Here is a 12,300-nt window from a genome sequence, read left to right as displayed (position 1 = left end):
ATGGCTGACCTGCTCGCCTTCGTCCTCAGCGGGCTGGTGTCGGGCGCCCTGTACGCGCTGCTCGCCACCGGACTCGTCCTGTCCTACACCGCGTCCGGGCTGTTCAACTTCGCGCACGGCGCCACCGCCTACGTGTGCGCGCTCGGCTTCTACGAACTCCACTCGGGCTTCGGCTGGCCCGCGGTGCCCACCGCGCTGCTCCTCGTCCTCGTGGTGGCGCCGCTCATCGGCTGGGGCCTGGACCGGCTGATGTTCCGCAAACTGGCGCGGGTCGGCGAGACCGCGCAGATCGTCGCCACGATCGGGCTGCTCGTGGCGCTGCCCGCGCTCGGCCTGTGGCTGGTCGAGCTGCTCGACGACCTGTGCGCGCCCGTGAAGCCCGCCGAGAACCAGTTCGGACTGCCCGGGGTCGGCCCGAGCCCCGCGAAGAACTGGCAGATCCTGGACGGGGTCGGCATCGACTCCGACCAGCTGATCACCTGGGTCACGACGGCCGTCGTCGCGCTCGGCCTGTGGGTCCTGCTGCGCCGCACGGCCCTCGGCCTGCGGCTGCGCGCCGTGGTCGACGACCGCTCGCTCGTCGAGCTGCGCGGACTGAGCGCCGACCGGCTCTCGTCGGTGGCGTGGATGCTGTCGTCCGGGCTCGCCGGGCTCGCGGGCGTGCTCGCCACGCCCCTGCTCGGCCTGTCCGCGCACGACTTCACCCTGTTCCTGTTCGTGTCGGCGACCGCCGCGGTCCTCGGCCGCTTCATGTCGATCCCGCTCGCCTTCGCGGGCGGGCTCGGCCTCGGCGTGCTGCAGAACCTGGTCGCTGGGTACGCCTCGTTCGCCGAGAAGATCACCGGGTTCCGCACGGCCGTCCCGTTCCTGATCCTGTTCGCCGGGCTGCTGCTGCTCACGCGGCGGCAGCGGACGGCCGGGACGGCGGCCACGGACGTGCCCCCGGTGGACTATCTGGCGGGGCGCCCCTGGCCGCGCCGCTGGGGGCCGTGGGCGGTGGCCGGGCTGCTGCTCGGGATCGCCTTCTACACGGTGACCACCCCGTTCTGGAGCGGCATCCTCTCGCAGGGGCTCGCGATCTCCCTCGTCTTCATGTCGTTCACCGTCGTGACCGGGCTCGGCGCGATGGTCTCGCTCGCGCAGGCCACGTTCGTGACGGGCGCGGCGCTGGTGGCCGGGCTCCTGATGAGTCACGGCTGGCCGTTCCTCGGGGCGGCGCTCGTCGGCACCTGCGCGGCGGCGGTCCTCGGCGCCCTCGTGGCGCTGCCCGCGCTGCGGCTCGGCGGCCGGTCCCTGGCGCTCGCCACCCTCGCGCTGGCGTTCCTCGCCGACCAGGTCCTGTTCCAGACCGGCTGGTTGAGGAACGGCGACACCGGCTGGGAGATCCCGCGCGCCGTGTTCGGGCCCGTCGACCTCGGCGACGACCGGGCGATGGGCGTGGCCATGCTCGTGCTGTGCGCGGCGGCGGTGGCGGGGCTCAGCGCGCTGCGCGGCTCGCGGGCCGGGCGGGCGATGCTCGCGGTGCGCTCGGCGCCCGCCGCGGCGATGGCCTCCGGTGTCTCCGTCGTCCGCACGAAACTGCTCCTGTTCACCCTGTCCGCCGGGCTCGCGGGCTTCGGCGGCGTGATGTACGCGTCGTACAACACCCGCATCACGGCGACCGACTTCACCGCGATGACCGGCCTGATCTGGCTCGCCGTGGTCGTCGCGGCCGGGGTGCGGCGGCCCCAGTTCGCGGTGGTCGCCGGGCTGACCTTCGCGGTGGTGCCGCATCTGCTGGCGGACCACGTCACCGAGTCGGCGCAACTGCCGGTGATCCTCTTCGGCCTGGCCGGGCTCGCGCTCGCCAACGATCCGGACGGCTACTGCGCCGCGTTCTCGGTGCGCCGCCACCGGCGCGCGGCCGCGGGCGCCCACCCCGAGCCGGTGCACGAGCCGGGTCCCGCGGATCCGGAGGCCGCGCTCCAGCTCAGCGGGGTGCACGCCGGGTACGACGGGGCGCCGGTCCTCCAGGGCGTCGACCTGACCGTGCGGCCCGGCGAGATCGTCGCCCTGCTCGGACCGAACGGCGCCGGCAAGTCGACGGCGTGCAAGGTCGCGGCCGGACTCCTGACTCCGCTGCACGGCGAGGTGTACGCGTCCGGGCGCGCCGCCGGCCGGGAGGGCGCCGTGCGCCGGGCCCGCTCCGGGATCGTGCTCGCGCCCGAGGGACGGGGCGTCTTCCCGTCGCTCACCGTCGACGAGAACCTCGCCCTGCGCCTGCCGTCGAAGACGGACCGCGCCGCCGTGTACGAACGGTTCGCGGCGCTCGCGGCCCGGCGCACCGTACCGGCCGGTTCGCTGTCCGGCGGCGAGCAGCAACTCCTCGCCCTGTCCCCGCTGTTGCACCGGCCGCCGCGCGTCCTCATCGCGGACGAGCCCTCGCTCGGGCTCGCGCCGCAGGTCGTCGACGAGGTGTACCGGCTGCTCGCCGAGCTGCGCGACGCGGGCACGGGCCTGCTGCTCGTCGAGGAGAAGGCGTCGGAGATCCTCGGCGTCGCGGACACCGTCGCGTATCTCGCGCAGGGGCGGGTCACCTGGTGCGGGCCGCGCGACCAGGTCGAGGAGCAGCGGCTGACGGACGCGTACCTGGGGATCGCGGAGGAGGCGGAGAAGGCATGAGCGGCACGAGTGACACGAGTGTGCTCCGGGCCGAGGACGTCGGCGTCCGGTTCGGCGGGGTGCGCGCCCTGGACGGGGTCGGGCTGCGGCTCGCGGCGGGCGAGGTGTGCGGCCTGATCGGGCCGAACGGGGCGGGCAAGACGACCCTGTTCGACGTCCTGTCCGGCATCCGGCGGCCGGACGCGGGCCGGGTCCTGCTCGACGGGGCCGAGGTCACGCGGCGCTCACCGGTGTGGCGGGCGCGGCACGGGATGCGGCGCACGTTCCAGCGTCAGCAGCTGTTCGGGCAGCTGACGGTCGCCGACAACCTGCTCGTGGCGCAGGAGTCGCGGCGCGGCGGCGCGGACCCCGGACGGGCCGGTGAACTGCTGCGGGCCTGCGGTCTGGAGGCGCTGTCGGGCACGTACGCGGGGACACTGCCGGTCGGACGGGCGCGGATGGTGGAACTGGCGCGGGCCGCCGCCGACCGGCCCCGGGTGCTGCTCCTGGACGAACCGGCGTCCGGGATGACGGCCGACGAACGGGACCGGCTCGCCGCCGTGGTGCGGGAGCTCGCCGCGGACGGCTGCGCGGTGCTGCTGGTGGAGCACAACGTGGCGTTCGTGATGGAGCTCTGCTCACGGGTCGTGGTGCTCGACCTGGGGCGGGTCCTCGCCGAGGGCACCCCGGCCGAGGTACGCGCGGACGCACGCGTCCGGGAGGCGTATCTGGGCACCGGGGACCCCGCGCGGACGGCGCCGGACGCCCCAGGAATGCGCGGACGCGCGTGATCGTTGACGATGGGAGGACGCGGCGCGGACCTCCGCGCGCCGCTGAAGACCAGACGACCTAAGGACCGACACCTCGTGAGCAAGGTTCCCCCGATCATCCTGAACAACGGCGTCGAGATGCCCCAGCTCGGCTTCGGCGTGTGGCAGGTGCCGGACGACGAGGCCGAGAAGGCGGTCACGACGGCCCTGGAGGCCGGGTACCGCAGCATCGACACCGCCGCGATCTACGGCAACGAGGAGGGCACGGGCCGCGCCATCGCGGCGTCGGGCGTGCCCCGCGAGGACCTCTTCGTCACGACGAAGCTGTGGAACGCCGACCAGGGCCGCGACGCGACGCTCCGCGCGTTCGACGCGTCGCTGGCCAAGCTGGGCCTCGACCGTGTGGACCTGTACCTGATCCACTGGCCGCTGCCGTCCAAGGGCCTGTACGTGGAGACGTACAAGGCACTGGAGGAGGTCCTCGCGGACGGGCGGGCGCGCGCCATCGGCGTCTCGAACTTCCTGCCCGAGCACCTCGACCGGCTGACCGACGAGACGAACGTGATCCCGGCCGTCAACCAGATCGAGCTGCACCCGCAGCTGCAGCAGCGGGTCGCCCGTGAGCGGCACGGGGAGCTGGGCATCGCGACCGAGGCCTGGTCGCCGCTCGGCTCCGGCAAGGGCCTCCTGGAGGTCCCGGCGATCATCGCGATCGCGCAGAAGCACGGCCGCACGCCCGCGCAGGTCGTGCTCCGCTGGCACGTCCAGACGGGCAACGTGGTGATCCCCAAGTCCGTGACCCCGTCGCGGATCAAGGAGAACATCGACGTGTTCAGCTTCGAGCTGGACGCCGAGGACCTCGGCGCGATCAGCGCGCTCAACGAGGACCGGCGCCTGGGCCCGGACCCGGCCACGTTCGACGTCGTCTGAGCGGCAGGCACCAGGAGGCCCGGACCGGGAAACGGTCCGGGCCTCCGGTACGTCCGGGGGCGGTTGGTCGTGCGAGCAGCCCTGCGGTCAGCCCTCCTTCACGGCCGTATGGACCGTGTGCGCGGTGAGCAGGAACAGGTCCTTGCGGCGGTGCAGGCTCTGCGGGTCCTCCGGATCGAGCAGCCGGTCGAGCACGGCGGCGTCCTGTGCGGAGACGCTCTCGGGGAGCGTGTCGCGGCGGCGGCGCCACAGCTCGACGACCAGCTCGCGCGCCCGGGGGTCGAGCGGCGCCGGCAGGTCGAGCAGGAAGGTGCGGGAGGCCGGGCGCACCAGGCCCGCGTCCGTGAGCAGCTCCGCCCAGTCCTCAGTGTCGGGCTTGGAGTCCGGCACGGACGCGCGCATGTCGGCGAACCAGTCCTCCTCCAGGACGTCCATCCGGGTCTGCAGCCCGGCCCGGCCCATCCCGAAGTCGCGGGGCAGACAGCGCCAGGGCAGCCCGCCCTCGATCAGGGCGAGGGTGCCGCCGGGGGCGAGCCGGCCGGCCAGCGCGGCGATCGCGGCCCGCTGGTCACCCACGTGGTGCAGGGAGCGCGCCGCCCACATCAGGTCGGCGGCCGGCAGCTCGTCCATCGCGTGCGGCAGCTCGACACGCAGGGTGCTCACGCGTTCGGCGAGCCCCTCGCGCGCGGCCCGCTCGGCGGCGCGGGCGAGCAGGCCCTCCTCGGGGTCCGCGGCGACGACCCTGGCCTGCGGGAACTCGGCGGCGAGCTGGCAGGAGACCACGCCGGGGCCGCTGCCCACGTCGACGATCACCCCGGTGCCGCCCGGTCGCGTCCCGCGCAGCCACTCCATGGCCTGCGTGTACAGGGGCGCGTAGACCTCCGCGTTCCGCTCCAGGTGCGGGATCATCGCGACCCAGTCCAGGTGCGTGCTGTCGTGCCCGCCGTGTCCGTGACTCTGGTGTCCATGGTCCTGGTGTCCGTGGCCCTGGTGTCCGTGCTGGTGCCGGCCCTCTGCCATGCGTGCGTCGCCGCCTTCCTCGCTCACCGTTCTCGTCCAGGCCCAGCGTGCGCCGCACGACACGGAGGGGCAAGCTCGTTTGCCGTCCGAGCAAAAACGGCTCAGGGTGCCGGGTGACCGGGCCCCGCCGGAATCCCCGTGGCCCAGTCGTCCAGGCACGCGAAGTCGGCGTCGACGAGACCGATCCGGGGGCTGACGTGGTAGAGGAGGGCGGGCGCGGGGTGCCGGGCCGCCACGTAGCGGCGGTCGGCGTCCGTGACCTCGTCGTCGACCCAGGCGAAGGGACGGCCCGCCGCCCACCGCACGACGTGCTCCGTCTTCCAGAACCGGCCCTCCCCGCCGAGCCGGAGCGCGTCCTCGGGCCAGGCCACGTACGGCAGCCGGGGCAGTCCGAGGTGCGGGCCGATCCACTCGTTGGCCTCGTCCTGCCAGGTGGTGCACCAGACCAGCTCGTACGGCAGGGCGAGCAGGGCCGGGCCGTGCGCGGGGTCGAGCCAGACGCGCAGCGGCTTCACCCAGGGCTGCTCCCAGCCGGTGGGCCGCATCCGGTGTGTGCGGTACCCGGCGGGGCGCCGCTCGGGCTGCGCGGCGTAGGGATTCAGCGGGCCGTCCACGTCTATGAAGAGAAGAGGCTGCACCAGGCGATTATGCGCGGTGGCGCTTGACTTCGAGTGCGCTCCAACACGTTGACTCCTGTCCGTCGCCCGGCGCGCAGCAGGCCGCCGGGCCCGGCGAGGGGGAAGCGCATGAAGTACCGCACGATCGGCACCGACCCGGCGAACCGGCTCGAGGTGAGCGTGCTCAGTCTGGGCGCCATGCTGTTCGGCACGGCGACCGACGAGCGGACCGCGTTCGCGCTCCTCGACCGGTACGTGGAGGCCGGCGGCACCTTCGTCGACACGTCGAACACGTACGCCTACTGGTTCCACGACACGGTCGGCGGCGAGAGCGAGACCGTGCTGGGCAACTGGCGGCGCAGCCGGGGCGTCGGGGACGAGGTCGTGATCGCGACGAAGGTGGGGGCGGCGCCGAGGAAGGCCGGGACCGGGTTCGTCGACAACCGCGAGGGCCTGTCCGGGCCGACGATCCGGGCGGCCGTCGAGGGCAGCAGGAAGCGGCTCGGGCTCGACCGGCTCCCCGTGCTCTATGCCCATGTGCCGGACCCCGAGACCGAACTCGCGGAGACGGTACGGGAGTTCGGGGCGCTCGTCCGGGAGGGCGCGGTCGGACTGCTCGGGGTGTCCAACCACTGGGCGTGGCAGGTGGAGCGGTGCCGGGCGATCGCGCGGGCCGAGGGGCTGCCCCGCTACGAGCTGCTCCAGTACCAGCACAGCTACCTGCGCCACCGCACCGATCTGCCCAGCCCGCTCTCCCCGGACGGCGAACTCGGCACGGCCGACGGCAATCTGCTGAGCATGGTGCGCGCGGAGCGGGATCTGACGCTGGTCGCGTACTCGCCGCTCCTGTCGGGCGGCTATGTGCGCGAGGACAAGCCGCTGGGCCCCGGGCACGACCACGGCAGCCGGGACGCGCGCCTCGCGGCGCTGCGCGAGGTCGCGAAGGAGACGGGAGCGACGGTCAACCAGGTGGTGCTCGCCTGGCTGATCGGCGCGGAGGTCCCGGCGATCCCGCTGGTCGGGGCGTCGTCGGTGGCCCAGCTGGAGGAGAGCCTCGCTGCGGTCGACCTGGAGCTGACCGAGGACCAGCGGACGCGGCTGGCGGCGGCCGGCTGAACGAGGCCGGGGCTGAGCGGGGCCGGGGCGGGCCCGGCCGCGCGCGGGGTCAGCTCGCCTGGTGGCCCGGGGCCAGCGCCTCCACCCTGCGGGCCAGCTCGAAGTCCTTCTCGGTGACGGCGCCGCCCGCGTCGTGCGAGTTCACGGCGAGGGCGACCGTGTTGTAGCCGAGAGTGAGGTCGGAGTGGTGGTTCAGCTCCTCCTGGGTCTGGGCGATGTGCACGACGAGGGCGGTCGCCGCGAAGTGCGAGCCCAGGCGGTAGGTACGGGTGATCTTGGCGCCGTCGAGCGACCAGCCGGGCAGCTCGGTGAGACGGTCCTCGATCTCCTTCTGGGAAAGCGGTTCTGTAGCCATGGCTCCAGCCTGCCACCGCGACCGGGTTACGGTCGTGTCATGACGACTGCGGCGCGCAAGAACACGTCAGAAGTGGGCCGTCTGCTGCGCGGGTGGCGGGAGCAGCGGCGGGTCAGCCAACTGGAGCTGGCGCTGCGGGCGGACTCCTCGGCGCGGCACATCAGTTTCGTGGAGACGGGGCGGTCGCGGCCGAGCGAGGAGCTGATCCTGCGGCTGGCGGAGCACCTGGACGTGCCGGTGCGCGAGCGCAACGCGCTGCTCCTCGCGGCCGGTTACGCCCCGCGCTTCACCGAGACCTCGCTGGACGACCCGTCGCTGGGCGCGCTGCGCGAGGGCCTGGAGCGGCTGCTGCGCGGGTACGAGCCGTACCCCGCGTTCGTCGTCGACGCGACCTACAACGTCGTCGCGGCGAACAACGGCATCGCGATGCTCATGGACTCTCTGCCCGAGCATCTGCTGACCGCGCCGCTGAACGCGATGCGCCTCACCCTCCACCCGGAAGGGCTCGCCCCGCGCATCCGCAATCTCCGCGAGTGGCGCGGGCATCTGCTCGCCCAGATGGAGCGGCAGATCGCGCTGTCCCGCTCCGAGGCGCTGCGCGAGCTGTACGAGGAGGTGGCGGCGTATCCGGTGCCCGAGGACGCGGGGCAGGAGCCCGAGGAGCCCGTGCCGTACTTCGCGCTGCCGATGGTGATCGAGCACGAAGGCCACGTGCTGTCGTTCGTGGCGTCGATCTCCACGTTCAACACCCCGATGGACGTGACCGTCGCCGAGCTCGCCATCGAAACCCTACTCCCGGCGGACCCGGCCACCGTGAAGTACCTTCAGGCGGCCGCGGGCTGACAGCGCCCGGTCGCGGGGTCATGCGCCCCAGGACGAGGGTCGGCCGATTCGTGGGCGGCTACCGCTCCGGTGGGGGCTGGTCGCGCAGTTCCCCGCGCCCCTGAAATGCAGACCCTTCGGGTCGCATTTCCCCGACGGGGCACCGCCCGATGAGATCGCGCACGAAGTGCGCATCTCCAGGGGCGCGGGGAACTGCGCGGGAAGCCCCACCCACCCGCACCCGGCAACGGGACGCGCACCCGTACGGACCAGCCCGGTCGTGCTCCCGGCGGGCGCCGCTTAGCGTCCGGAGGAGGGATGACTAGGGAGCGCAGACGGTGACTGCTGACACGACGGGGACGCCCACCGAACCGGCCGCCGCACTGCTCCGCGCGGGCCGGTTCTTCCGGCGGGGCACAGCCGCGCCCGATCTGCACAGCGTGCAGATCAAGGGAGGCCGGGACGGCGACGTCTTCTACCGGGACCGCTGGAGTCACGACAAGGTCGTGAACTCGACCCACGGAGTGAACTGCACGGGTTCCTGCCGGTGGAAGGTGTACGTCAAGGACGGCATCATCACCTGGGAGACGCAGCAGACGGACTACCCGAGCGTCGGCCCCGACCGCCCGGAGTACGAGCCGCGCGGCTGCCCCCGCGGCGCCGCGTTCTCCTGGTACACGTACTCGCCGACCCGCGTGCGCTACCCGTACATCAGGGGCGTGCTCCTGGAGATGTACCGGGAGGCCAAAGCCCGACTGAAGGACCCGGTCGAGGCGTGGGCCGACCTCCAGAGCGACCCGGAACGCCGCCGCAGGTACCAACTGGCGCGCGGCAAGGGCGGGTTGGTGCGGGCCACCTGGGACGAGGCCGTGGAGATCGTCGCCGCGGCGCACGTGCACACCATCAAGAAGTACGGGCCGGACCGCGTCGCCGGGTTCTCCCCCATCCCCGCGATGTCGATGGTGTCGCACGCGGCCGGGGCGCGATTCATGTCGCTGATCGGCGCACCGATGCTGTCGTTCTACGACTGGTACGCCGACCTGCCCGTCGCCTCGCCGCAGGTGTTCGGCGACCAGACCGACGTACCGGAGTCGGGCGACTGGTGGGACGCCGCGTATCTGATGATGTGGGGCTCGAACGTCCCCGTGACCCGGACACCGGACGCGCACTGGATGGCGGAGGCCCGCTATCGCGGCCAGAAGGTCGTCGTCGTGGCGCCGGACTACGCCGACAACGCGAAGTTCGCCGACGAGTGGCTGCACCCCCATCCGGGCACGGACGGCGCCCTCGCACTCGCGATGGGGCACGTGATCCTCAAGGAGTTCTTCGTCGACCGGCAGACGCCGTTCTTCACCGACTACGTCAAGAAGTTCACCGATCTGCCGTTCCTGGTGACGCTGGAGCAGCGGGACGGCGCGTTCGTCCCGTCGAAGTTCCTGCGCGCCGCCGATCTGGGACAGAGCGGCGAGGGCGCCGACTGGAAGACGGCGGTGCTCGACGAGACGACCGGGCAGCCGGTCGTGCCGAACGGTTCGCTGGGCTTTCGCTGGACGGAGTCCGGCAAGGGCAAGTGGAATCTCGAACTGGGCACCATCAGCCCGCAGTTGAGCCTGCACGGCTCCGACGTGTCGACCGGCGTCGAGGTGCTGCTCCCCCGCTTCGACACCGACGGCGGCGACCACGGCCAGGGCGCCGCTGACACCGTGCGGCGCGGCGTCCCGGCGACCCGGCTCGGCGGCCAGGACGGGCCGCTGGTCACGACGGTGTTCGATCTGCTGCTCGCGCAGTACGGCGTGGGCCGCGAGGGACTTCCGGGGCAGTGGCCGTCCTCGTACGAGGACGGGGACACGCCTGGCACCCCGGGCTGGCAGGAGGCGCTCACCTCGGTGCCGGCCGCGAAGTGCGTGAAGATCGCCCGGGAGTTCGCCGCGACGGCCGAGAAGTCGCGCGGGCGCTGCATGATCCTGATGGGCGCCGGCACCAACCACTGGTTCCACTCGGAGACCATCTACCGGGGCTTCCTCGCGCTGCTCCAGCTCACCGGCTGCCAGGGCAGGAACGGCGGCGGCTGGGCGCACTACGTCGGGCAGGAGAAGTGCCGGCCGTCGACCGGCTGGGCCTCGCTGGCCTCGGCGAACGACTGGTCGCGACCGCCGCGGCAGATGATCGGCGCCGCCTACTGGTTCCTCAACGCCGACCAGTGGCGCTACGACCGCTTCGGCGCGGACGTGCTGGCCTCCCCGCTCGGCAGCGGCGCTTTCAAGGGCATGACGGGAGCCGACTGCCTTGCTCTGTCCGCGCGTTCGGGCTGGATGCCCTCGTACCCGACGTTCGACCGCAACCCGCTGGAGCTGGGCGAGCAGAGCGTCGAGGAGACCGTCGGCCAGCTCAAGGCGGGCACGCTGAAGTTCGCCTGCGAGGACCCGGACGCGCCGGAGAACTGGCCGCGTGTGCTGACTCTGTGGCGGGCGAACCTGCTGGGCTCGTCGGCGAAGGGCGCCGAGTACTTCACCAAGCACCTGCTCGGCACCCAGTCCTCGCTGCGCGCCGAGGAGGCCTCGCCCGAGGAGCGGCCCTCCACGGTGACCTGGCGGGACGAGGCCCCGGAGGGCAAGCTCGACCTGCTGCTCTCGCTCGACTTCCGGCAGACGTCCTCGACGCTGCTCTCCGATGTCGTGCTGCCCGCCGCGACCTGGTACGAGAAGCACGACCTGTCGTCGACGGACATGCACCCCTACGTCCACTCGTTCACCCCGGCCGTGGACCCGCCCTGGCAGGCCCGTACCGACTTCGACACGTTCAAGGCGCTCGCGGAGAAGCTGAGCGAACTGGCGGCCGGTCATCTGGGCGTGCGCAAGGACCTGGTGGCGGCGCCGCTGCAGCACGACACCCCGGGCGAGATCGCGCAGCCGGGCGGGGTCGTCCTGGACTGGCGCAAGGGCGAGTGCGAGCCGGTGCCGGGCAGGACGCTGCCGAACCTGGTCGTGGTCGAGCGGGACTACACGGCGATCGGCGCGAAGTTCGCCGCGCTCGGCCCGCTCGTCGAGAAGCTCGGCCTGCCCGCGAAGGGCATCGCGCTCCACCCCGACCAGGAGGTCGAGGAGCTGCGCGAGCGCAACGGCACGGTGCGCGGCGGCCCCGCCGACGGCAGACCGGCCCTGGACACGGCGGTCAAGGCGGCGAACACGATCCTCGCGCTGTCCGGCACCACCAACGGCCGGCTCGCCACCCAGGGCTTCCACACCCTGGAGGAGCGCACCGGCCAGGAGATGGCGCATCTGGCCGCCGAGCACGAGGGCAAGCGGATCACGTACGCGGACACGCAGGCCGCGCCCGTCCCGGTGATCACCTCGCCGGAATGGTCGGGCAGCGAGGCGGGCGGGCGCCGCTACACCGCGTTCACCCTCAACACCGAGCATCTCAAGCCCTGGCACACGCTCACCGGGCGGCAGCAGTTCTTCCTCGACCACGACTGGATGCACGAGCTGGGCGAGGCGCTGCCCGTGTACCGGCCGCCGCTCGACATGAACCGGCTGTTCGGCGAGCCGCGCCTCGGGGCGGACGGCGAGAAGGAGGTGACGGTCCGTTACCTCACCCCGCACAACAAGTGGTCCATCCACTCCGAATACCAGGACAACCTGTTCATGCTCGCCCTGTCGCGCGGCGGCCAGTCGATCTGGATGGCGCCGCAGGACGCGGACGCGATCGGGGTGAAGGACAACGACTGGATCGAGGCGGTGAACCGCAACGGCGTCGTCGTCGCCCGCGCGATCGTCTCGCACCGCATGCCCGCCGGCACCGTCTACATGCATCACGCGCAGGAGCGCACCGTCAACGTCCCCAAGGCGGAGGCGAGCGGCAAGCGCGGCGGCATCCACAACTCGCTGACCCGGCTGATCCTCAAGCCATCCCATCTCATCGGCGGATACGCCCAGTTGTCGTGGGCGTTCAACTACCTCGGCCCGACGGGCAACCAGCGCGACGAGGTCACCGTCATCCGGCGCCGCAGCCAGAAGGTGGAGTACTGACT

9 protein-coding genes are annotated in these 12,300 nt (G+C 72.6%); 6 read left to right on the top strand and 3 right to left on the bottom strand.

Annotated features, from left to right (window positions below; genetic code table 11):
- The 3 genes from ACIBTU_RS14700 (at position 1) to ACIBTU_RS14690 (ending at position 4,340) form a co-directional block, all read left to right on the top strand.
- Complete coding sequence (locus tag ACIBTU_RS14700; RefSeq protein ID WP_399126456.1) at positions 1–2,661, top strand: ATP-binding cassette domain-containing protein; 2,661 nt, start codon at positions 1–3, stop codon at positions 2,659–2,661.
- Positions 2,658–3,431: an ABC transporter ATP-binding protein gene (locus ACIBTU_RS14695; protein ID WP_399126455.1), complete on the top strand. Its 774-nt coding sequence runs from the start codon at positions 2,658–2,660 to the stop codon at positions 3,429–3,431. Before ACIBTU_RS14700 ends, ACIBTU_RS14695 begins: the two co-directional genes overlap by 4 nt.
- Before the next feature lie 117 nt (positions 3,432–3,548).
- Entirely contained in the window at positions 3,549–4,340 is a 792-nt protein-coding gene (locus tag ACIBTU_RS14690; protein WP_399126580.1) for an aldo/keto reductase, read from the top strand.
- A gap of 87 nt (positions 4,341–4,427) precedes the next feature.
- On the opposite strand, the gene ACIBTU_RS14685 is transcribed toward ACIBTU_RS14690, so the two are convergent.
- Together ACIBTU_RS14685 and ACIBTU_RS14680 are read right to left on the bottom strand one after the other, a co-directional pair.
- Positions 4,428–5,360, bottom strand: coding sequence for a class I SAM-dependent methyltransferase (locus ACIBTU_RS14685; protein WP_399126454.1), 933 nt, complete (start codon positions 5,358–5,360; stop codon positions 4,428–4,430).
- Between the two features lie 101 nt (positions 5,361–5,461).
- Positions 5,462–6,001 (bottom strand): hypothetical protein, encoded by a 540-nt coding sequence (locus tag ACIBTU_RS14680; protein WP_399126579.1) that lies wholly within the window; start codon positions 5,999–6,001, stop codon positions 5,462–5,464.
- Between the two features lie 105 nt (positions 6,002–6,106).
- Between ACIBTU_RS14680 and ACIBTU_RS14675 the strand changes: the two genes are divergently transcribed.
- Positions 6,107–7,093, top strand: coding sequence for an aldo/keto reductase (locus ACIBTU_RS14675; protein WP_399126453.1), 987 nt, complete (start codon positions 6,107–6,109; stop codon positions 7,091–7,093).
- Positions 7,094–7,142: 49 nt separating this feature from the next.
- On the opposite strand, the gene ACIBTU_RS14670 is transcribed toward ACIBTU_RS14675, so the two are convergent.
- Positions 7,143–7,448: a 4a-hydroxytetrahydrobiopterin dehydratase gene (locus tag ACIBTU_RS14670; RefSeq protein WP_188335993.1), complete on the bottom strand. Its 306-nt coding sequence runs from the start codon at positions 7,446–7,448 to the stop codon at positions 7,143–7,145.
- 39 nt (positions 7,449–7,487) lie between these two features.
- On the opposite strand from ACIBTU_RS14670, the gene ACIBTU_RS14665 reads away from it, so the two are divergent.
- Complete coding sequence (locus ACIBTU_RS14665; RefSeq protein WP_399126452.1) at positions 7,488–8,291, top strand: helix-turn-helix domain-containing protein; 804 nt, start codon at positions 7,488–7,490, stop codon at positions 8,289–8,291.
- 317 nt (positions 8,292–8,608) lie between these two features.
- Positions 8,609–12,298, top strand: a complete 3,690-nt coding sequence (locus ACIBTU_RS14660) for a nitrate reductase subunit alpha (RefSeq protein ID WP_399126451.1) — start codon at positions 8,609–8,611, stop codon at positions 12,296–12,298.
- Positions 12,299–12,300: the final 2 nt, after the last annotated feature.

The sequence above is a fragment of the Streptomyces sp. NPDC050145 genome, from assembly GCF_044460245.1.
Classification (GTDB): Bacteria; Actinomycetota; Actinomycetes; order Streptomycetales; family Streptomycetaceae; genus Streptomyces.
The sequence above is the reverse complement of the archived record's forward strand: the minus strand, read 5'-3'. Positions and strand labels throughout refer to the sequence as shown.